This window comes from Streptomyces spinosus, from assembly GCF_020400655.1.
Classification (GTDB): Bacteria; Actinomycetota; Actinomycetes; order Streptomycetales; family Streptomycetaceae; genus Streptomyces; species Streptomyces argyrophylli.
The window spans coordinates 49,476-70,891 of sequence record NZ_JAINRC010000016.1 but is presented as its reverse complement, the minus strand read 5'-3'; the positions used below and the strand labels follow the sequence as shown (position 1 = coordinate 70,891).

Genomic DNA, 21,416 nt, shown 5'->3' with positions numbered 1-21,416 from the left:
ATCTCTCATCTGAGGAGAACCTACGGCAGGCTGCGGCGCTTGGGCAGACGCAACCCGCACCCGTCATCCACCCCGCACACCTTCTTCACACGGCCTGCCGCAGGCGCCGTCAGACGTGCGGACCTCCCGCTCGGATGCGCGGGTCCGCGGGTGCCGCTCAGATGCGGGCGAACGCCTGCTCGATGATGTCGAGGCCCTCGTTCAGCAGGTCCTCGCCGATGACCAGCGGCGGCAGGAAGCGCAGCACGTTGCCGTAGGTGCCGCAGGTCAGGACCAGCAGGCCCTCGGCGTGGCACGCCTTGGCGAGCGCGGCGGTGGCCTCCGGGTTCGGCTCCTTGGTGGCGCGGTCCTTGACCAGCTCGATCGCGATCATGGCACCGCGTCCGCGCACGTCGCCGATGACGTCGAACTTCTCGGCCATGGCGGTGAGGCGACCCTTCATGACCTCCTCGATGCGCTTGGCCTTGCCGTTGAGGTCCAGCTCCTTCATCGTCTCGATGGCACCGAGCGCACCGGCGCACGCCACCGGGTTGCCGCCGTAGGTACCACCGAGGCCGCCGGCGTGCGCGGCGTCCATGATCTCCGCGCGGCCGGTGACGGCGGCGAGCGGCAGACCACCGGCGATGCCCTTGGCGGTCGTGATCAGGTCGGGCACGATCCCCTCGTCCTCGCACGCGAACCACTGCCCGGTCCGGCAGAAGCCGGACTGGATCTCGTCGGCGACGAAGACGATCCCGTTGTCGGCGGCGAACTGCCGGATGGCGGGCAGGAAGCCCTTGGCCGGCTCGATGAAGCCGCCCTCGCCGAGCACCGGCTCGATGATGATCGCGGCCACGTTGTCCGGGCCGACCTGCTTGGTGATCTGGTCGATGGCCTGCGCGGCGGCCTCCGGGCCGGCGTTCTGCGGGCCGGTCGGCCAGCGGTACGCGTACGCGACGGGCACGCGGTACACCTCGGGCGCGAACGGGCCGAAGCCGTGCTTGTACGGCATGTTCTTCGCCGTCAGCGCCATCGTGAGGTTGGTCCGCCCGTGGTAGCCGTGGTCGAACACGACCACGGCCTGCCGCTTGGTGTAGGCACGCGCGATCTTGACGGCGTTCTCGACGGCCTCGGCGCCCGAGTTGAACAGGGCGGACTTCTTGGCGTGGTCGCCCGGGGTCAGCTCGGCGAGCGCCTCGGCGACCTCCACGTAGCCCTCGTACGGGGTGACCATGAAACAGGTGTGGGTGAAGTCGGCGAGCTGGGCGCTCGCGCGGCGCACCACGGCCTCGGCGGAGGCGCCGACGCTCGTCACGGCGATGCCGGACCCGAAGTCGATCAGCCGGTTGCCGTCGACGTCCTCGATGATGCCGCCGCCCGCGCGCGCGGTGAACACGGGCAGCACGGAGCCCACGCCCTGGGCGACCGCGGCGGTACGACGGGCCTGCAGCTCCTGCGACTTCGGGCCGGGGATGGCGGTGACGACGCGGCGCTCCTGCGGAAGTGCGGTCATGGGGGCTCCCTGATGATCTTGCGTACCGGGCGGTCCCGGGCGGTTCCGGGCGGTGCGTTTTCGGACGCATACCTTCTTTTCTCGCAGGCTAAGACCGGTTCCTGGGGGTGGGCATGCTCCATGTGGGCGTTGTCGGCGACCCCCCTTGTCCGCCGTGGACATAGCCCGGCGGGGCGGGTACGGCTCCTTCCGGCCGCGTAAGCGGTGAACTCCCCCTGCCGGGGCGTTAGATTGACTCGCTGACGACGGACGGAACGGCTGGTCAGGGGGCAAGGTCGATGGACAGCGACGCGACGCGCGACACCCGCGGCACCCACGCGAACCCGCTACCGCGGCCTATGGCGGCGCCGGAGGGGGCCGCGGTGCCACCGATGCCTCCCGGAGTGCCGCCGGCGCCCCCGATGCCGCCCGGCGCACCGCCGAAACCGGACGGCTCCGTCTTCCTCGCCTGGCTGCGGACCCCCCGTCCGGAGGCACCGCCGGGGGTGTGGCGCTTCGGACACCGCCCCCGCCCCGAGCAGGAGCCCGAGCAGATTCCCTCCCGGCAACTGCTCAGCGGCGCGCTGATCGCCTTCCTCGTGGGCTGGCTGGTGTGGTCCCTGCTGTGGAACGGCTACCTCGGCGCCTGGTGGGTGCTGCCGCTGGAGCTGTTCACACCCGACTCCTGGCGCCAGGGCAACGACGCCGTGGGCAACGCGATCCTCTGGTACTCGTACTACACCGTCATCGCCCTCGCCATCCTGTTCGTCGTCGGCCGTCTGGGCCGCTGGGGCGAGGTCTGGCTCCGCTACGGGCCGCGCGCCTGGCGTCCCGCCACGCCCGCGGCCGCGCCCCCGCCCGCCCCCGAGCAAGACCCCGCCGAATGGCCGCGGCTACGGCAGGCGGGGGCTCACGAGGCTGCCGAGCGGCTGGCCGGCGAGGCGAGGGCCGGGCTCATGCGGGACGTGGATCACGCGCGGATCAGCAGGGCCTGGCAGGGCGTGCGGTCCGGCCGGCACAGCCTGGCCGGCTTCACCGGCGCCGTACTGAAGGACGGCGCCGCCGCCTGCCCGCACCCCTCCGGCGAACGCGACCTGCCCGCCCGGCACGCCCGCCACGACCTGCTCACCGGCCAGGTCCGGCTCGGCACCACCGCCGACGACCCCCGCAACCCCTACCACTACCGCGGGGCCGGCCTCGCCCTGGGCCCCGACCTGCTCGGCACCTCCCTGCTCGCCGTCGGCCCGGCGGGCTCAGGGAAGACCGGCGCGGTGGTGCGCCCGCTCGCCGAGTCCCTGTGCCTGCACGCCCTGGCCGGCCGGGCGTCGGTCGTGGTGGTCGGCGCGGCCGGCGCCGGGCTCGGCCCGGCCGAGGCCTACGACGTCGTCGTCCGCGTCGGCCACCCCGACTCCGTGTACGACCTCGACCTCTACGGCGGTACCACCGACCCCGACGAGGCCGCCGCCATACTCGCCGAGGCCCTCGTCGGCGACCTCGCGGACCCGCACCCCGGCAGCGACGGCCGCCGGTCCACCACCGTCCTCGCCCAGCTGCTCGGCCCGTTCCGCGCCGTCCACGACCGCTTCCCCTCCGTACCGGAGCTGCGGCAACTGCTCGACGGCGCCCCCGGCCCGCTGGCCGCGCTGCGCAAGGGCCTCACCGACACCGGACACGCGTCCCTGCTCAGGGAACTGGACGCCCGGGAGCGGCAGATGGCCCACCCGGGTGACGTCGGAACGGTCCTCGCCGACCGGATCGCCCTGCTCGACCGGCCCGCCTTCGCCGCCTTCTTCGACACCTCCGGACAGAGCCGGCCGTTCTCCCTGAAGGCCCTCGACCACCCGGTCCGGGTGCGGATCGACCTGCCCCAGCGTGGTCACGCCGACGCCTCCCGGATCCTGGCCCGGCTGGTGCTCGCCCAGTTCACGGCCTCCGTGACGGTACGGGAGGACCGGTCGCTCTTCGCCTGCCTGCTGCTCGACGACGCCTCCGGGGTCGTCACGCCGGAGGCCGTACGCGGCATCCAGCGGCTGCGCAGCGCCAACGCCGGCGCGGTGCTCACGCTGCGCACCCTGGACGACGTACCCCGGCCGCTGCGCGGTCCGCTGCTGGGCGCAACGGGCTGCCGGATGGCGCTGTCCGGGCTCACCCCCTGGGACGGGCAGGACTTCGCCGAGGTGTGGGGCAAGGAGTGGACCGAGACCCGGGACGTCACCGACCGGCAGATCATCGCCGAGACCCCGGCCGGCAAGGCCGTGCACATGCTGCGCCGGGTCATCACCGGCCAGGCGCCCACCGCCCGTGCCGTCACCGTGCGGCAGGTCGAGCGGGAGCGGTGGTCGGCTTCCGAGTTGGCTCACGGGGTGCCGCCGGGGCACGCCGTGTTGTCGCTGACCACCGTGGAGGGCGAGCACGCGCCGCCGTTGCTGGTGGATCTGCGGGGGTGAGCGGCCAGCGCCGGCTCGTACGGTGAGGCAGAATCGGCGTGGGCCGTTCATACACGGCGGCCAAAAGATCACCGGGATCGACGGATCTCCCTCACCGTGAAGGCCCCATGCCCCCGACTCTCGCCTCGCTCGTCCACCACTCCGCGCTCAAGCTGACCGTGCGCGCGGGCGAGGACCGTCTGGACGTGCCCGTCCGATGGGCGCACGTCAGCGAGCTGGCCGACCCCGTCCCCTACATGGAGGGCGGCGAGCTGCTGCTGATCACCGCGCTCAAGCTGGACGCGGAGGACCCCGAGGCCATGCGGCGGTACGTGCGGCGGCTCGTCGGCGCGGGCGTGGTCGGACTCGGGTTCGCCGTCGGGGTCAACTACGAGCAGATCCCCGACGCCCTCGTCGACGCCTGCGCGCAGGAGGGGCTGCCGCTGCTGGAGGTGCCCCGCCGCACCCCCTTCCTCGCCATCAGCAAGGCCGTCTCCGCGGCGATAGCCGCCGACCAGTACCGGGCCGTCACCGCGGGCTTCGCCGCCCAGCGCGAGCTGACCAGACAGGCGCTGAACGCCGGCCCGGAAGGGGTGCTCACCGCGCTGTCCGCCCAGGTCGACGGCTGGGCCGCGCTGTACGACGCCTCGGGCGCCGTCGTCGCCGCCGCGCCGGAGTGGGCCGGCCGCCGCGCCGCCCGGCTCACCACCGAGGTGGAACGGCTGCGGGAGCGGCCCGCCCCCGCCTCCTCCGTCGTCGGCGGCCCGGAACACGAGGACCGGGTGGAGCTGCACAGCCTCGGCACCGGCCGCCGCCCGCGCGCCGCGCTCGCCGTGGGGACGGCCGCCGCGCTCGGTACCGCCGAGCGGTACGCCGTCCACTCCGCCATCGCCCTGCTCACCCTCACCACCGAACGCTCCCGCTCGCTGCACGCGGCCGAGCAGCGCGTCGGTGCGGCGGTGCTGCGCATGCTCCTCGCGGGCGAGCCCGACCACGCCCGGGCGGTCGCCGGGGACCTGTACGGCGAGCTGCTGGACGCCCCGTTCCGGATGATCGTCGCCGAGTCCGGCTCCGGCCCGGCCGGCGAGGCGCTGGGCGAGCTCGCGGAGACCGTGGAGAGCGCGGCGGCGCGGGCGGGGGAGGCCGTGCTGGTCGTCCCGGAGGGGGAGCGGCTGGTGGTGCTGGCCGCCGACCGGGGCGCGGCGGTGGCCGCGTGCGTCGATCACGCGGCGGCGCGGGAGGCCGACCGGGCGGCGGCCGAGCAGGGGCGGGCGGAGGAGGACACGCTGGTCGTCGGCCTGTCCGCGCCCGCCGGGCCGATCGCGGCGGCGGCAGCGTACAAGCAGGCCGAGCAGGCGCTGTCGGTGGCGCGGCGGCGGGGGCGGGTGTTCGTGGAGCACGAGCAGCTGGCCGCCGGGTCGGTCCTCCCGCTGCTGGCCGACGACGCGGTGAAGGCGTTCGCCGACGGGTTGCTGCGGGCGCTGCACGAGCACGACGCCACCGGCCGGGGCGACCTGGTCGCCTCGCTGCGGGCCTGGTTGTCGCGGCACGGGCAGTGGGACGCGGCGGCGGCCGACCTGGGGGTGCACCGGCACACCCTGCGGTACCGGATGCGCAGGGTCGAGGAGATCCTGGGGCGCAGCCTGGACGATCCCGACGTGCGGATGGAGCTGTGGCTCGCCCTGAAAGCGACGTCCACGGAGTAGCGCGGAAGCGGCCCGCGGTGGTGCGGAGCGCCGAGTAGTCCAATCAGTAGTGCCCGGTCCGCCCACTGCTACGACTCGGACAAACGCCCCCCGGCCGCCCCCGCCCTACCGTGGACCACGCAAGCCAAGCGACACACCTCCAACGCGGAAGGGCCGGGACTCGTACATGACTTCCACCCATGCCTTCTGGCTCGCCGGCCGCCAGGCCACCGGCGAGGACACCTTCGACGTCACCTCCCCGTGGGACGGCCGGCTCGTCGGCAAGGTCAGCGTGCCCACCGACGCCCAGGTCGAGGAGGCCGTGGCCGCCGCGTACGCCGTCCGCGATGACTTCGCCGCCACCCCGGCGCACGTCCGCGCCGCCGCTCTGGACCACGTCAGCAAGCGGCTGGCCGAGCGCACCGAGGAGATCGCCCAGCTGATCTCCGCCGAGAACGGCAAGCCGGTCAAGTGGGCCCGGGGCGAGGTCGGCCGTGCCGTGTCCGTGTTCCGGTTCGCGGCCGAGGAGGCCCGCCGGTTCAACGGCGGCGAGGCCCAGCGGCTCGACACCGACGCCGGCGGCCAGGGCCGGCTCGCGCTCACCCGCCGCTTCCCGAAGGGTGTCGTGCTCGGCATCGCGCCGTTCAACTTCCCGCTGAACCTGTGCGCCCACAAGGTCGCCCCGGCGATCGCCGCCGGCGCCCCGATCATCCTCAAGCCGGCCCCGGCCACCCCGCTGTCCGGCCTGATCATCGGCGACCTGCTCGCCGAGACCGACCTGCCGGCCGGGTCGTGGAGCATCCTGCCGGTGCCGAACGAGAAGATGCCCGCCCTGGTCCAGGACGAGCGCCTGCCGGTCATCTCCTTCACCGGTTCCGAGAAGGTCGGTTACGCGATCATGGACTCGGTGCCGCGCAAGCACTGCACGCTGGAGCTGGGCGGCAACGGGGCCGCGGTCGTCCTCGGCGACTACGCCTCCGACGCCGACCTGGACTGGGCCGCCACCCGCATCGCGACCTTCTCCAACTACCAGGGCGGCCAGTCCTGCATCTCGGTGCAGCGGGTGATCGCCGACGCCTCCGTGTACGACCGGCTGGTGCCGCGGATCGTCGCCGCCGTCGAGGCCCAGGTCACCGGCGACCCGTCCGACCCGAAGACCGACGTCGGCCCGCTGGTCAGCGAGGACGCGGCCAAGCGCGTCGAGTCCTGGGTCAAGGAGGCGGTCGGGGCCGGCGCCTCCCTGCTCACCGGCGGTGACCGTGACGGCGCCTCCTACGCGCCGACCGTGCTCACCGACGTGCCGGCCGGTGCGACCCTCTCCTGCGAGGAGGTCTTCGGGCCCGTCCTCACGGTGCAGAAGGTGAACGGCGAGGCCGAGGCGTTCGCCGCGGTCAACGACTCCAAGTACGGCCTCCAGGCGGGCGTGTTCACCCACGACCTCCAGGCCGCCTTCCGGGCCCACCGCGCCCTGGAGGTCGGCGGTGTGGTGATCGGCGACGTCCCGTCCTACCGCGCCGACCAGATGCCGTACGGCGGCGTCAAGCAGTCCGGTGTGGGCCGCGAGGGTGTGCGGTTCGCGATGGAGGACTACACCTACGAGCGCGTGCTGGTCCTCACCGGTCTCGCGCTCTGACCTGCCACGGACAGGTCGGGAACGGAACGGCCGCAGCCCACTGTGCGGGGGCTGCGGCCGTTCGCCGTTCCGCCTCGCCGAGGCAATCCGGAAGGGCTCCGCGGACGTACACCTATCAGGGCCGCACCCCTGAGGGAGGAAGGAGGGCCATCATGCGAGCATCACGCGCGAGGCGCCTCTTCGCGGCGTCCGCGGCCGGCCTGGTCATGGCCGGCGGCGCCGCGATCGGTGCAGCGGGCACGGCTTCGGCGGCAGCCCCTGCCGTGCCCACCCGGGTCACCGACGACTGGTGCTGGGGCCACTACGGCCGGAGCTGCTTCGACCAGGGCTTCGACCACCGCTTCGACCACGGCTTCGGTCATCGCTTCGGCTACGGCTTCGATCATCGCTTCGACCACCGCTTCGATCACGACGAAGGCAACGTGATCATCGTGGTCCGCTAGCGGTGACAGGGCACGTCCGCCGCACCCCGCCGTCCCGAAGGGGCCCGGCGCCGCTGCCTTCCGGTGCCGGGCCCCTTCCGGGTGCCGGGCTTCCGCGGGCCCCTCGACCGCGGAAGCCGACGTGCGCGAGCCACGGCGGGCCGCGCGGTGCGAGGCGGACGTCCTGGACGCCCCGCCAGGGCCGGGCCGCCGCGCCGGGCGTGCAGCCACCGGCCGCGGCCGGCCTTGGCCGGGGGCAGGGCGTGCGGACGGGAGGACGGGCGCAGGTGTGCCCCGTACGGGCCGGGCCCGGCGGGTGTCAGGGCGCGGCCGGCGCCGGTCCCGAACTCGCCCGTACGGTCAGCTCGGGCGTGAGCAGGACGACCTCGTCGCCGCCCCGCCCGTCCAGCTTGGCCACCAGGCGCTCCACCGCCTGCCGGCCCATCTCCGGGGCGGGGATGGCGACCGAGGTCAGCCGTACCGAGGCCTGGACGGCGACCTGGTCCGGGCAGATCGCCACCACGGACACGTCCTCCGGCACGGCCCGGCCCTGCTGGCGCAGCAGCGCGAGCAGGGGTTCGACCGCCGACTCGTTCTGCACCACGAACCCGGTCGTCCCCGGCCGCTCGTCGAAGATCCGGGCCAGGGTCAGCGCCAGGGCGTCGTAGCCGCCCTCGCACGGCCGGTGCAGCACCCGTACGCCCGTCTCCCGGGCGCGGGAGCGCACACCGTCCAGGGTGCGCTCGGCGAAGCCGGTGTGCCGCTCGTAGACCGCCGGGGCCTCGCCTATGACGGCGATGTCGCGGTGCCCGAGCCCCGCCAGATGCTCCACGCACAGCGCGCCGGTCGCGCTCCAGTCCAGGTCCACGCAGGTCAGCCCGGCGGTGTCGGCGGGCAGGCCGATGAGGACCGAGGGCTGGCCGGTTCCCCGCAGCAGCGGCAGCCGCTCGTCCTCCAGCTGGACGTCCATCAGGATCATCGCGTCGGCGAGACCGCTGCCGGTGACCCGGCGCACCGCGTCGGGTCCCTCCTCACCGGTGAGCAGCAGGACGTCGTAGCCGTGTGCCCGGGCCGTGGTGGCCACCGCGATGGCGATCTCCATCATCACCGGCACGTACATGTCGGTGCGCAGGGGGACCATCAGCGCGACGATGTTGGACCGTTTGCCGGCCAGGGCGCGGGCACCCGCGTTCGGGTGGTAGCCCAGCTCCCGGATGCTCCGCTCGACCCGCTGCCGGGTGGCCGCGGAGATGGACCGCTTGCCGCTGAGGACGTAGCTCACCGTGCTCGCCGAGACCCCGGCGTGCTGAGCGACCTCGGCGAGGGTGACCATCCGGCTCTCCAGATTTTGTGAAGCGCTTCAACGGGGCGCATTGCGGACAAGGTGGGTAAGGGTGAGACAGACAGTAGACCCAGGCAGGCGGGGTGTCCACAGGCTGTTGAAGCGCTTCGACACCCCCGCCCGGCCCTTCGGCCGTTCGCGCGCGAGGGGTGGTGGGGTCGGCCCGTTTCGGGTACCAACGATCCAGTAGCACTGGTCGGTAACGAACGGTCCCATTCGTCCCTCTTCGCGGCGAGGTGAGCCTGTATGTCCGCCACCACCACCCCACGCACCACCGTCACCGAGCGCGAGGCCCGCCAGGTGGCGGAGGCCGCCCGGCAGCAGGACTGGCACAAGCCCAGCTTCGCCAAGGAGCTCTTCCTCGGGCGCTTCCGGCTCGACCTCATCCACCCCCACCCGCTGCCCGACGACGAGTCCGTGCGGCGCGGCGAGGAGTTCCTGGCCAAGCTGCGCGCGTTCTGCGAGACCGCGATCGACCCCGCCCGGATCGAACGCGAGGCCCGCATCCCCGACGAGGTCGTGGCGGGTCTGAAGGAACTCGGCGCCCTCGGCATGAAGATCGACCCCAAGTACGGCGGCCTCGGCCTCACCCAGTTGTACTACAACAAGGCGCTCGCCCTCGTCGGCTCCGTCAGCCCCGCCGTCGGCGCGCTGCTCTCCGCCCACCAGTCGATCGGCGTACCGCAGCCGCTCAAGATGTTCGGCACCCAGGAGCAGAAGGACGCCTTCCTGCCCCGCTGCGCCCGCACCGACATCTCCGCGTTCCTGCTCACCGAGCCGGACGTCGGCTCCGACCCGGCGCGCCTGGCCACCACCGCCGTACCCGACGGCGACGACTACGTGCTCGACGGGGTGAAGCTGTGGACCACCAACGGGGTGGTCGCCGACCTGCTCGTCGTCATGGCGCGCGTGCCGAAGTCCGAGGGGCACAAGGGCGGCATCACCGCGTTCGTCGTGGAGGCGGCGTCCGAGGGCGTCACCGTCGAGAACCGCAACGCCTTCATGGGGCTGCGCGGCATCGAGAACGGCGTCACCCGCTTCCACCGGGTGCGGGTCCCGGCGGCCAACCGCATCGGCCCCGAGGGCGCCGGGCTGAAGATCGCCCTCACCACCCTGAACACCGGCCGGCTGTCGCTGCCCGCGATGTGCGCGGGAGCCGGCAAGTGGTGCCTGAAGATCGCCCGCGAGTGGGCGGCCGAGCGCGAGCAGTGGGGCAAGCCGGTCGCGCTGCACGAGGCGGTCGGCGCCAAGATCAGCTTCATCGCGGCCACCACCTTCGCCCTGGAGGCCGTGCTCGACCTGTCCTCGCAGATGGCCGACGAGGACCGCAACGACATCCGCATCGAGGCCGCCCTCGCCAAGCTCTACGGCTCCGAGATGGCCTGGAAGATGGCCGACGAGCTGGTCCAGATCCGGGGCGGGCGCGGCTACGAGACGGCCGAGTCGCTGCGGGCGCGCGGCGAGCGCGCGGTGCCGGCCGAGCAGATCCTGCGCGACCTGCGCATCAACCGCATCTTCGAGGGCTCCACGGAGATCATGCACCTGCTGATCGCGCGGGAGGCCGTCGACGCCCACCTCTCGGTCGCCGGTGACCTCATCGACCCCGACAAGCCGCTGTCCGCCAAGGCGAGGGCGGGCGCGAACGCGGGCGTGTTCTACGCCAAGTGGCTGCCGAAGCTGGTCGCCGGACCGGGGCAGCTGCCGACGGCGTACGGCGAGTTCAAGCACGGCATCGACCTCTCCGGGCACCTGCGCTACGTCGAGCGCACGGCCCGCAAGCTGGCCCGGTCCACGTTCTACGCCATGTCCCGCTGGCAGGGCCGGATGGAGACCAAGCAGGGCTTCCTCGGCCGGATCGTGGACATCGGCGCCGAGCTGTTCGCGATGAGCGCGGCCTGCGTCCGCGCCGAGCGGCTGTGGCGCGAGGGCGAGCACGGCCGCGAGGCCTACCAGCTCGCCGACGCCTTCTGCCGCCAGGCCCGCATCCGGGTGGACGAACTCTTCGCCCGGCTGTGGACCAACACCGACGACCTGGACCGCAAGGTGGTCAGGCACGTCCTCGGCGGGGCCTACACCTGGCTGGAGGAGGGCATCCTCGACCCGTCGGGCGAGGGGCCGTGGATCGCGGACGCGGCCCCCGGCCCCTCGGCCCGCGAGAACGCCCGGCGTCCCTTCGGGAGCCAGGCCCACTGACACGGCCTAGCAGTACTTGTCGCTCGGGTCCCGCGTCGTCCAGGAGCAGGTGTCGACCTTGCTGCCGCTCGCCTTGGTCAGGGTCGCCGTGTCCTTGTCGTTGTTCCAGACGTAGGCACGGCGGTCCTGGTACTTGTCCGACGCGGTGTCCGAGCCGCTGCCGGTGTGCACCTTCAGGTACTTCCCGGCGCCGATCTTGACGTTGCCGAAGACGTACTTGTGGTTGGAGGCGTCCTTCAGCACCCACCCCTTGAGCGAGACCGCCGAGCCGCCGGTGTTCTTCAGCTGCACCCACTCGGCGTTCAGGCTCTTGTTCGACCGGTTGTCCGTGCCGGGGCTGTCGAACCACACGTGGTGGATCCGCACGCCCCCGGCGGCCTCGGCCGGGGTGCTGAGCAGGGTGCCGGTGAGCAGGGCCGCGCCGGCGAGGGCGGGCAGGGCAGCGCGTATGCGCACAGTACGCATGGAGAGATCCCCCCAGGATGTCGTCCGCGAAGTCGTGGCCGGGCCGGTCGGCGACCGGCCCGGACTGAAGTGTTATCACATGATCTTCACCATGTGTTCACGATCCGCTGAACGCACCCGCGCGGGGGACGCGCTGTCCGGGCCGTCACCGCGTGCCGCCACAATGGGGGGATGACCGACAGTCCCGCCCGTCCGGCCCCCCTCGCCGACCCGCACCTCGTCTACGACCCCGCCCCCGGCGGCGGCCCCAAGGACGTGGTGGTCCTCGGCTCCACCGGATCCATCGGCACCCAGGCCATCGACCTCGTGCTGCGCAACCCCGACCGCTTCCGGGTCACCGCCCTGTCCGCGAACGGCGGCCGGGTGGCGCTCCTCGCCGAGCAGGCGCACCGGCTGCGGGTGCGGACCGTGGCGGTCGCACGCGAGGACGTCGTCCCCGCGCTGCGCGAGGCGCTCGCCGCCGAGTACGGCGGCGCGGAGCCGCTGCCCGAGATCCTCGCCGGACCGGACGCGGCCACCGAGGTCGCCGCCTCCGAGTGCCACACGGTGCTCAACGGCATCACCGGCTCCATCGGCCTCGCGCCCACCCTCGCCGCCCTGGAGGCGGGCCGCACCCTCGCGCTCGCCAACAAGGAGTCGCTGATCGTCGGCGGCCCGCTGGTCACCGCGCTCGCGAAGCCGGGCCAGATCATCCCGGTGGACTCCGAGCACGCGGCCCTCTTCCAGGCGCTCGCCGCCGGCACCCGGGCCGACGTCCGCAAGCTCGTCGTCACCGCCTCCGGCGGCCCCTTCCGCGGCCGGACCAGGGACGAACTGGCACACGTCACCGTCGCGGACGCCCTCGCGCACCCCACGTGGGCGATGGGCCCGGTCATCACCGTCAACTCCGCGACCCTGGTCAACAAGGGCCTGGAGGTCATCGAGGCCCACCTCCTCTACGACCTTCCCTTCGACCGCATCGAGGTGGTCGTGCACCCGCAGTCGTATGTCCACTCGATGGTCGAGTTCACCGACGGATCCACGATCGCCCAGGCGACGCCCCCCGACATGCGCGGGCCCATCGCCATCGGACTGGGCTGGCCCGAACGTGTCCCGGACGCGGCCCCCGCGTTCGACTGGACCAAGGCGTCCACCTGGGAGTTCTTCCCGCTGGACGACGAGGCCTTCCCCTCGGTGAACCTCGCCCGGCACGTGGGGCGGCTCGCGGGCACGGCCCCGGCGGTGTTCAATGCCGCCAACGAGGAGTGCGTCGCGGCCTTCCTGAGCGGCGCGCTGCCCTTCAACGGGATCATGGATACCGTCACCCGGGTGGTGGAGGAGCACGGCACCCCGGTCACGGGAACCTCACTCACGGTGTCGGACGTCCTCGAAGCGGAGACCTGGGCGAGGGCCCGGGCCCGCGAACTCACAGCCACGACGGCGACCGCGGAGGCGCGTGCATGACGACCTTGATGTTCATCCTCGGCATAGTGGTCTTCGCGGTCGGCCTGCTCGTCTCCATCGCGTGGCACGAGCTGGGGCACCTGTCCACGGCCAAACTCTTCGGCATCCGCGTGCCGCAGTACATGGTCGGCTTCGGCCCGACCATCTGGTCACGCAGGAAGGGCGAGACCGAGTACGGCATAAAGGCGGTCCCGCTCGGCGGCTACATCCGCATGATCGGCATGTTCCCGCCGGACGACCAGGGCCGGGTCTCCGCCCGCTCCACCTCCCCGTGGCGCGGCATGATCGAGGACGCCCGCTCGGCGGCCTTCGAGGAGCTCCGCCCCGGCGACGAGACCCGCATGTTCTACACGCGCAAGCCGTGGAAGCGGGTCATCGTCATGTTCGCGGGCCCCTTCATGAACCTGGTGCTCGCGGTCGCCCTCTTCCTCACCGTGCTGATGGGCTTCGGCATCCAGAAGGAGACCACCGTCGTGGAATCCGTCTCGCCCTGCGTCATCGCGCAGAGCCAGCACCGCGACAGCTGCAAGAACTCCGACCCGGCGTCCCCGGCGGCGCAGGCCGGCATGAAGGCGGGCGACAGGATCGTCTCCTTCGACGGCAAGCCGACCGAGGACTGGAACACGCTCTCGGACCTCATCCGGGACAGCGCCGGCAAGGACGTCTCCTTCGTCGTCGACCGCGACGGCCGGGACGTGACCCTGCACGCGAAGATCGCCACGAACCAGGTCGCCAAGAAGGACGCCGGCGGCAACTACGTCGACGGCTACGTCAAGGCCGGCTTCCTCGGCTTCAGCCCCGCCACCGGCGTCGTCAAACAGGACTTCGGCGAGTCCGTGACCTGGATGACCGACCGGGTGGGCGACGCCGTCGACTCCCTCGTCGCCCTGCCCGGCAAGATCCCGGCCCTGTGGGACGCGGCCTTCGGCGACGGCCCGCGCGAGCCGGACTCCCCGATGGGCATCGTCGGCGCGGCCCGGGTCACCGGTGAGATCGCCACCCTGGACATCCCCGCCTCGCAGCAGCTGGCCATGTTCGTCTTCGTGCTGGCCGGCTTCAACCTCTCCCTGTTCCTGTTCAACATGCTCCCGCTGCTCCCGCTCGACGGCGGGCACATCGCGGGCGCCCTGTGGGAGTCGCTGCGCCGCAACCTGGCCCGGGTGCTGCGCCGCCCGGACCCCGGACCGTTCGACGTCGCCAAGCTGATGCCGGTGGCGTACGTGGTCGCCGGGATCTTCGTCTGCTTCACCGTCCTGGTGCTGATCGCCGACGTCGTCAACCCGGTGAAGATCTCCTAGCCACCCGTCGTCCACCGCGGCCCGGAGCCCTCGGGTTCCGGGCCGCATTCCATCGGGTGGGTTTACGGGTGGGATGTGCTGACGCGGGAGTCGGTGCCGTAATCTCAAAGCCTGGAGCCCGCCGTTGCACGGGACCGGACCTTGATCCACGACTTGGGGTTGCACAGCAGATGACTGCGATTTCTCTCGGCATGCCGTCCGTTCCGACCAAGCTCGCCGAGCGCCGGAAGAGCCGGCAGATCCAGGTCGGAAGCGTGGCGGTCGGCGGAGACGCTCCCGTCTCGGTCCAGTCGATGACCACGACCCGCACGTCCGACATCGGCGCCACCCTCCAGCAGATCGCCGAGCTGACCGCCTCCGGCTGCCAGATCGTCCGGGTGGCCTGCCCTACCCAGGACGACGCCGACGCCCTCGCCACCATCGCGAAGAAGTCCCAGATCCCGGTGATCGCGGACATCCACTTCCAGCCCAAGTACGTCTTCGCCGCGATCGAGGCCGGCTGCGCCGCCGTCCGCGTCAACCCCGGCAACATCAAGCAGTTCGACGACAAGGTCAAGGAGATCGCCAAGGCCGCCAAGGACCACGGCACCCCGATCCGCATCGGCGTCAACGCCGGTTCCCTGGACAGGCGCCTGCTCCAGAAGTACGGCAAGGCCACCCCCGAGGCCCTGGTCGAGTCGGCGCTGTGGGAGGCGTCCCTCTTCGAGGAGCACGACTTCCGCGACATCAAGATCTCCGTCAAGCACAACGACCCGGTCGTGATGATCGAGGCCTACCGGCAGCTCGCCGAACAGTGCGACTACCCCCTCCACCTCGGCGTCACCGAGGCCGGCCCCGCCTTCCAGGGCACCATCAAGTCGGCGGTCGCCTTCGGCGCCCTGCTCTCCCAGGGCATCGGCGACACGATCCGGGTCTCCCTCTCGGCCCCGCCGGTCGAGGAGGTCAAGGTCGGCCTGCAGATCCTCCAGTCGCTCGGCCTGCGCCAGCGCGGCCTGGAGATCGTCTCCTGCCCGTCCTGCGGTCGCGCCCAGGTCGACGTCTACAAGCTCGCCGAAGAGGTCACCGCCGGCCTGACCGGGATGGAGGTCCCGCTCCGCGTCGCCGTCATGGGCTGCGTCGTCAACGGCCCCGGCGAGGCCCGCGAGGCCGACCTCGGCGTCGCCTCCGGCAACGGCAAGGGCCAGATCTTCGTCAAGGGCGAGGTCATCAAGACCGTCCCCGAGTCCAAGATCGTGGAGACCCTCATCGAGGAGGCCATGAAGCTGGCGGAGCAGATGGAGGCCGAGGGCGTCGCCTCCGGCGAACCGTCGGTGTCGGTGGCGGGCTGATTCCTCCGGCGCCGGCCGGCGGCAGCGCCCCGCCAGGGGCGCCGGGCTGTGCCCGGTGTGCGGCTCCGCAGCGTGGGCGCGCGCGACCCCGGCCGGCCCGAGGTCGCGGGCGCCTCCCGGCCCTCCGGCCTCGAAGGCGCACCGCGCAGCGGGCGCAGCTATAGTGCGGAGATCAGCAGACCCCCAGCGTGAGGCCCCGCACGTGTTGACCCAGACCACCTCACGAGTGCTCGAACCCGGCGACCTGGACGCCGCGCTCGCCGTCCTCGACCGCGAACCGGTCGCGAACGCCTTCGTGACCTCGCGGGTCCAGGTCGCGGGCCTCGACCCCTGGCGGCTCGGCGGCGAGATGTGGGGCTGGTACGAGGACGGCATGCTCACGTCCCTGTGCTACGCGGGCGCCAACCTCGTGCCGGTCTGCGCCACCCCCCGCGCCGTCCGCGCCTTCGCCGACCGCGCCCGCCGGGCCGGCCGGCGCTGCTCCTCCATCGTCGGCCCCGCCGAACCCACCGCCGAACTGTGGCGGCTGCTGGAGCCGCACTGGGGCCCGGCCCGCGAGGTCCGCGCCCACCAGCCGCTGATGGTCACCGACCGCATGCCGGCCGACATCACCCCGGACCCGTACGTCCGCCGCGTCCGCAAGGACGAGATGGAGACGATCATGCCGGCGTGCGTGGCGATGTTCACCGAGGAGGTCGGCGTCTCACCCCTCGCCGGCGACGGCGGCCTGCTCTACCAGGCCCGGGTCGCCGAACTCGTCGGCTCCGGCCGCTCCTTCGCCCGCGTCGACGACCGGGGCCGGGTCGTGTTCAAGGCGGAGATCGGCGCGGCGACTCCCCGGGCCTGCCAGATCCAGGGCGTGTGGGTGGCCCCCGAGTACCGGGGCAGGGGCCTGGCGGCCCCCGGCATGGCGGCCGTACTGCGCTACGCCCTGGCCGACGTTGCCCCCGTGGCCAGCCTGTACGTGAACGACTTCAACACCGCGGCGCGCAGGGCGTACCGCAGGGTGGGCTTCCGTGAGGTGGGAGCCTTCATGAGCGTGCTCTTCTGACCGCCCTGTACGCTCCCCGCATGGACCTCGTGATCGGCCCCCTGGACCTCACCGCCCACGTGGACGAGGCCCTCGCCGTCCAAGCCCTCGCCTTCGGGCTCGGCCCGGACGAGGTCGCCGTGCGCCGGCAGATCGTGCAGCGGCACATGCAGTACCGCGGCGCGCGCGCCTACGGGGCCACCGTCCGCGGGCGGCTCGTCGGGTTCGTGTACGGCATGCCCAACAGCCGTACCCACTGGTGGTCCACCGTCGTCGAGCCCTACCTGCGCGCGGGCGGCAACGACTTCTGGCTGGACGACTCCTTCGTCATCACCGAACTGCACGTCCACCCCGACCACCAGAACCGCGGCATCGGCCGGCGTCTGATCACCACCATCACCGACACCGCAGACGAACCCCGCTCGATCCTCTCCGCGATCGACACCGACAGCCCGGCCCGCGGCCTCTACCACTCCCTCGGCTACGTCGACCTCGCCCGCCGGGTCCACTTCCCGAGCGCGCCGAGGCCGTACGCCGTGATGGGCGCCCCGCTGCCGCTGCGCAGGCGTTAACCGATTTCCACCGGCACGGGCGGCCCGGCTAACCTCCATGCCATCACCTTTACCCGGCAGGAGTACGAGAACCATGGCCAACGCACCGGTCCAGCGCATGTCCCAGTTGATGGCGAAGACGCTGCGCGACGACCCGGCGGACGCCGAGGTCCTCAGCCACAAGCTCCTCGTCCGCGCCGGCTACGTCCGCCGCACGGCCGCCGGCATCTGGAGCTGGCTGCCCCTCGGCAAGAAGGTCCTCGCCAACGTCGAGCGCGTCGTCCGCGAGGAGATGGACGCCATCGGCGCCCAGGAGGTCACGCTGCCCGCCCTGCTGCCGCGTGAGCCCTACGAGGCCACCGGCCGCTGGGACGAGTACGGCCAGGAGCTGTTCCGGCTCAAGGACCGCAAGGGCGGCGACTACCTCCTCGGCCCCACCCACGAGGAGATCTTCACCCTCCTGGTCAAGGACCAGTGCACGTCCTACAAGGACCTGCCGGTGATCCTGTACCAGATCCAGACCAAGTTCCGTGACGAGGCCAGGCCCCGCGCCGGCATCCTGCGCGGCCGCGAGTTCCTGATGAAGGACTCGTACTCCTTCGACCTGGACGACGAGGGCCTCGCCCGGTCCTACGCCCTGCACCGCGAGGCCTACCGGCGCGTCTTCGCGCGCCTCGGCCTCGACTACCGCATCGTCGCGGCCACCGCCGGCGCCATGGGCGGCTCCAAGTCCGAGGAGTTCCTCGCCCCGGCCGAGGCCGGCGAGGACACCTTCGCCGACTGCCCGAACTGCGACTTCGCCGCCAACACCGAGGCGATCACGTACGAGCTGAAGCCGGTGGACGCCTCCGGCGTGCCCGCCGCCGAGGACATCCCGACCCCCGACACCCCGACCATCGAGACGCTGGCCGCCTCGCTCGGCGTCCCGGCCTCCGCCACGCTGAAGAACCTCCTGGTGAAGGTGGACGGCGAGATCATCGCCGTCGGCGTGCCCGGGGACCGCGAGGTGGACCTGGGCAAGGTCGAGGCGCACTTCGCCCCGGCCACCGTCGAGATGGTCACCGAGGCGGACTTCGCCGAGCGCGCCGACCTGGTCCGCGGCTACGTGGGCCCGCAGGGCCTGGGCGAGAAGGTGAAGTACATCGCCGACCCGCGCGTGGCCCCCGGCACCGCCTGGATCACCGGCGCCAACAAGGAGCACACGCACGCCAGGAACGTCGTCGCCGGCCGGGACTTCGAGGTCGACGAGTACGTGGACGTCGTGGTCGTCCAGGAGGGCGACCCCTGCCCCAGGTGCGGCACCGGCCTGAAGCTGGACCGCGCCATCGAGATCGGCCACATCTTCCAGCTGGGCCGCAAGTACACCGACGCCCTCAAGCTGGACGTCCTCGGCCAGAACGGCAAGCCGGTCCGCGTCACCATGGGCTCCTACGGCATCGGCGTCTCCCGTGCCGTCGCCGCGCTCGCCGAGCAGACCGCCGACGAGCACGGCCTGGTCTGGCCCAAGGAGATCGCCCCGGCCGACGTGCACGTCGTCGCCGCCGGCAAGGCGCTCCAGACCGAGCTGGCCCTCGAGGTCTCCGACAAGCTCGCCGCCGCGGGCGTCCGCGTCCTAGTGGACGACCGCGCCGGGGTCTCCCCGGGCGTGAAGTTCACCGACGCGGAGCTGATCGGCGTCCCGCAGATCCTGGTCGCCGGCCGCCGCTCCGGCGAGGGCGTCCTGGAGCTGAAGGACCGCAGGACCGGCGAGCGCGAGGAACTGACGGTCGAGGACGCGATCGCCCGCCTGACCGCACGGTAAGCGGCAGCGGCAGCGGTGACGGACACCCCGGGTTCCGCCCGGGGTGTCCGGTGCGTCCGGGCGCGGTCGCCCGTGCCCAAAGCTTCCGTGCGCCTCGGGAATCCAGGTCCGCGACCTGGCTGCCCTTCACAGCGCAGGGGCCCTGCGGCCCGCCCCCGCTCGGGCCCTGTCGTTCGGCCGCGCTCGCGCGGGGCTCCTCGCGTCGACGCCCCGCGCCGCCGGCGCCGCCCGCGGGCACCAGGCCCCGCCGCGCCCGGCTCGGTGGCGCCGCCCCTCACAGCCGGACCGATCCCGGCGGCGCGGCCCGGCTAGAGCCAGCTCGCGAACTCCAGCAGGAGTTCCGCGTCCTTCTCGCGGCCGACCCGGCGGGCCCGTACCCCGGACTCCACCGCCCGGAACAGCGTCCAGCCCCGCAGCCGTTCCTGGTCGACCTCCAGCGACTCGGCGAGCCGCTTGATGCGGCGCCGGGTGGTGGACGGCCCGGACGACGCGGCGATCAGGTCCTCCACCCGGTCCCGCACCAGCCGCGCCAGATCGAAGGCGCTCTCGCCGACCACCGGGTCCGGGCCCACCGCCAGCCAGGGCATCCGGTCCCCGGAGAGCACCTTGCTCTGCCGGAACGTGCCGTGCAGCAGCAGTTCCTCGGGCGGCGCGGCCAGCAGCTCGGTACGGGCGGCGAGGGCCGCCTCCACCAGCGGGGCCGTCTCCGGGTCGGTCCCGGCCCCGGCCCGCATCGCCACCGCCTGGCGCCCGGTCCGCTCGGCGACGGTCTCGAAGACGTGCCCGGCCGGCGGCGCGACCCACAGCCTGCGCAGCGTCCCCGCCGCCTCCAGCAGCGCCCTGGCCTCCGGCAACGACCGCACCGACACGTCCGGGTGCAGCCGCTCCAGCAGCAGCGCCCCGTCCTCCGCCTCGGCTTCCAGCAGCTGTACGGCGCCCAGCCCGCCCCAGTGCGCCAGCGCCGCGCGCTCGCTCTCCGGGCGGGCCCGGGGCGGTGCCAGCTTCAGCACGGCCGGGGTACCGTCGGCCCGCCGCACCAGCACCACCAGGCTGCTGCGGCCGCCCGGCACCTGCACCCGCTCGACGGTCAACTCGCGCCGGGCGACGGCCCGCTCGGCCGCCGTAGGCAGCTGCGCCAGCCAGTCGTCCCCGGCCGGTGCCGTCTCACCGAGCGCCCGCACCAGGCGCTGCGGCGGTTCGAAAGCCATGCGCGAGTCGTTCCCTTCGTCTCCTGTGCTGCCGGGACCCCGCCCGAGTCTCCCGTCCTGATCCCGTTCCCCGATCGTGCCGGTGCCGTCCTGCCGTCCTGCCGGCGGTCAGCGCGTCGGCGACCCGGACGGCGACGGAGCCGTGCCGGCCGCGCCCGTACGCTCGCCGGACCGCTCGGCCAGACCAGGGAAGGCTACGCTCCCCCCGCCCCAGCGCACCGCCCGCACCGCGGCCTCCCGCAGCGCCCCGGCCGCGTCGGCCCGCCGCGCACCGCTCGTGGCCCGCACCAGGTCCGAGTACACGCCGGCCACCCGCTCCTCCAGCCGCGCGGCCAGCCGCAGCGCGGCCGTCCCGTCCTCGACCGGGAACGGCAGCGCGTACGCGGCGCTCGCGGCGACCGGTGCGCCGCCCAGGTCGCGCACGGCGCGCACCAGCGCGTCCCGGCGCGCGCGGTGGGCGTCGTACGCCGACCGCGCCTCCGCCCGGCGCGGCGCGCCGACCCGTCCGCCCACGACGCCGTACCCGTACACCGCCGCGTGCTCGGCCGCCAGCGCGGCCTGCAACGCGGTCAGCTCGGCATTCCCGCTCTGCCCGGTCCCGTCGCTCACCTGGCCCCCTCCGTCAGCAGGTACGCGTGCGCGGCCCCGGCCGCCGCGACCGACGCCAGCAGCCGCGCCAGCTCGCCCGGCACCTCCAGCAGGTCCTTGGCACGCTGGTCGGCGAGGGCGCGCTCGGCGGCGGCAAGCCCGGCCACGGCGTCCTTCTCGCCGGCCGGGACGGGATCGGGCGAGGCGCCGGCCGTGGCGGAGGCCGTCGGCGCCGTACCGTCCGTGAAGGCCACCGCGTGCTCCGCGACCTGGGCCCGCAGCGGGCGCAGCCGCTCCGCCAGCCCGGGATGCGCGGCGAGCACGGCGTCGTACCGCGCCAGCAGCACCCGGCTGTCCCGTGCCGCACGCGCGCGTGCCCGCTGCGTGGCCGACGGACCGTCGTCGCCGGAGCCGGGGGCGGACGAGCAGCCCGCCAGCAGGGCGCCGCCGGCGGCCGAGGCGAGCAGGGTTCTTCTGCGCGGCCCGGGGGGCACGCGCGGAGGCGGGGGGTACGGCACGGCTGACGTCCTCG

The 21,416-nt window shown here is 73.2% G+C and carries 17 protein-coding genes; 11 read left to right on the top strand and 6 right to left on the bottom strand.

Annotation, left to right across the window (positions count from 1 at the left end):
* Nucleotides 1-157: 157 nt before the first annotated feature.
* The gene (gene gabT / locus LG395_RS28840) at nucleotides 158-1,492 is read right to left on the bottom strand and encodes a 4-aminobutyrate--2-oxoglutarate transaminase (RefSeq protein ID WP_171152361.1); all 1,335 of its coding nucleotides are present in this window, start codon (nucleotides 1,490-1,492) and stop codon (nucleotides 158-160) included.
* A gap of 278 nt (nucleotides 1,493-1,770) precedes the next feature.
* Here gabT and LG395_RS28835 point away from each other — a divergent pair, with 278 nt between their 5' ends.
* From LG395_RS28835 to LG395_RS28820, 4 genes are all read left to right on the top strand, one after another.
* Complete coding sequence (locus LG395_RS28835; RefSeq protein ID WP_225811727.1) at nucleotides 1,771-3,918, top strand: ATP-binding protein; 2,148 nt, start codon at nucleotides 1,771-1,773, stop codon at nucleotides 3,916-3,918.
* 107 nt (nucleotides 3,919-4,025) lie between these two features.
* Entirely contained in the window at nucleotides 4,026-5,603 is a 1,578-nt protein-coding gene (locus LG395_RS28830; RefSeq protein WP_171152360.1) for a PucR family transcriptional regulator, read from the top strand.
* A gap of 166 nt (nucleotides 5,604-5,769) precedes the next feature.
* On the top strand, nucleotides 5,770-7,215 hold the full coding sequence (locus tag LG395_RS28825) for an aldehyde dehydrogenase family protein (protein ID WP_225811726.1): 1,446 nt from the start codon (nucleotides 5,770-5,772) through the stop codon (nucleotides 7,213-7,215).
* Nucleotides 7,216-7,367: 152 nt separating this feature from the next.
* On the top strand, nucleotides 7,368-7,658 hold the full coding sequence (locus tag LG395_RS28820; protein WP_225811725.1) for a hypothetical protein: 291 nt from the start codon (nucleotides 7,368-7,370) through the stop codon (nucleotides 7,656-7,658).
* Nucleotides 7,659-7,956: 298 nt separating this feature from the next.
* Here the strand turns inward: LG395_RS28820 and LG395_RS28815 are convergent, their stop codons facing one another.
* Nucleotides 7,957-8,970 (bottom strand): LacI family DNA-binding transcriptional regulator, encoded by a 1,014-nt coding sequence (locus LG395_RS28815; protein ID WP_225811724.1) that lies wholly within the window; start codon nucleotides 8,968-8,970, stop codon nucleotides 7,957-7,959.
* A gap of 255 nt (nucleotides 8,971-9,225) precedes the next feature.
* Here LG395_RS28815 and LG395_RS28810 point away from each other — a divergent pair, with 255 nt between their 5' ends.
* Nucleotides 9,226-11,172: an acyl-CoA dehydrogenase family protein gene (locus tag LG395_RS28810; RefSeq protein ID WP_225811723.1), complete on the top strand. Its 1,947-nt coding sequence runs from the start codon at nucleotides 9,226-9,228 to the stop codon at nucleotides 11,170-11,172.
* Between the two features lie 6 nt (nucleotides 11,173-11,178).
* On the opposite strand, the gene LG395_RS28805 is transcribed toward LG395_RS28810, so the two are convergent.
* The gene (locus LG395_RS28805; RefSeq protein WP_171152353.1) at nucleotides 11,179-11,637 is read right to left on the bottom strand and encodes a lamin tail domain-containing protein; all 459 of its coding nucleotides are present in this window, start codon (nucleotides 11,635-11,637) and stop codon (nucleotides 11,179-11,181) included.
* Nucleotides 11,638-11,808: 171 nt separating this feature from the next.
* Between LG395_RS28805 and dxr the strand changes: the two genes are divergently transcribed.
* From dxr to LG395_RS28775, 6 genes are all read left to right on the top strand, one after another.
* Nucleotides 11,809-13,080, top strand: a complete 1,272-nt coding sequence (gene dxr / locus LG395_RS28800; RefSeq protein WP_171152351.1) for a 1-deoxy-D-xylulose-5-phosphate reductoisomerase — start codon at nucleotides 11,809-11,811, stop codon at nucleotides 13,078-13,080.
* Nucleotides 13,077-14,378, top strand: a complete 1,302-nt coding sequence (locus tag LG395_RS28795) for a M50 family metallopeptidase (RefSeq protein ID WP_225811722.1) — start codon at nucleotides 13,077-13,079, stop codon at nucleotides 14,376-14,378. The genes dxr and LG395_RS28795 overlap by 4 nt, the downstream gene beginning before the upstream one ends.
* Before the next feature lie 170 nt (nucleotides 14,379-14,548).
* Nucleotides 14,549-15,706 (top strand): flavodoxin-dependent (E)-4-hydroxy-3-methylbut-2-enyl-diphosphate synthase, encoded by a 1,158-nt coding sequence (gene ispG / locus LG395_RS28790; protein WP_171152349.1) that lies wholly within the window; start codon nucleotides 14,549-14,551, stop codon nucleotides 15,704-15,706.
* A 202-nt stretch (nucleotides 15,707-15,908) separates the two neighbouring features.
* Nucleotides 15,909-16,757, top strand: coding sequence for a GNAT family N-acetyltransferase (locus tag LG395_RS28785; RefSeq protein ID WP_225811721.1), 849 nt, complete (start codon nucleotides 15,909-15,911; stop codon nucleotides 16,755-16,757).
* Nucleotides 16,758-16,777: 20 nt separating this feature from the next.
* Nucleotides 16,778-17,308, top strand: a complete 531-nt coding sequence (locus tag LG395_RS28780) for a GNAT family N-acetyltransferase (protein ID WP_171152346.1) — start codon at nucleotides 16,778-16,780, stop codon at nucleotides 17,306-17,308.
* A gap of 73 nt (nucleotides 17,309-17,381) precedes the next feature.
* Entirely contained in the window at nucleotides 17,382-19,088 is a 1,707-nt protein-coding gene (locus LG395_RS28775; protein ID WP_225811720.1) for a proline--tRNA ligase, read from the top strand.
* A 308-nt stretch (nucleotides 19,089-19,396) separates the two neighbouring features.
* On the opposite strand, the gene LG395_RS28770 is transcribed toward LG395_RS28775, so the two are convergent.
* From LG395_RS28770 to LG395_RS28760, 3 genes are all read right to left on the bottom strand, one after another.
* The gene (locus LG395_RS28770; protein WP_225811719.1) at nucleotides 19,397-20,296 is read right to left on the bottom strand and encodes an aminoglycoside phosphotransferase family protein; all 900 of its coding nucleotides are present in this window, start codon (nucleotides 20,294-20,296) and stop codon (nucleotides 19,397-19,399) included.
* 108 nt (nucleotides 20,297-20,404) lie between these two features.
* Nucleotides 20,405-20,905: a ferritin-like domain-containing protein gene (locus LG395_RS28765; protein WP_225811718.1), complete on the bottom strand. Its 501-nt coding sequence runs from the start codon at nucleotides 20,903-20,905 to the stop codon at nucleotides 20,405-20,407.
* On the bottom strand, nucleotides 20,902-21,402 hold the full coding sequence (locus LG395_RS28760; RefSeq protein WP_225811717.1) for a hypothetical protein: 501 nt from the start codon (nucleotides 21,400-21,402) through the stop codon (nucleotides 20,902-20,904). The genes LG395_RS28765 and LG395_RS28760 overlap by 4 nt, the downstream gene beginning before the upstream one ends.
* Nucleotides 21,403-21,416 lie beyond the last annotated feature (14 nt).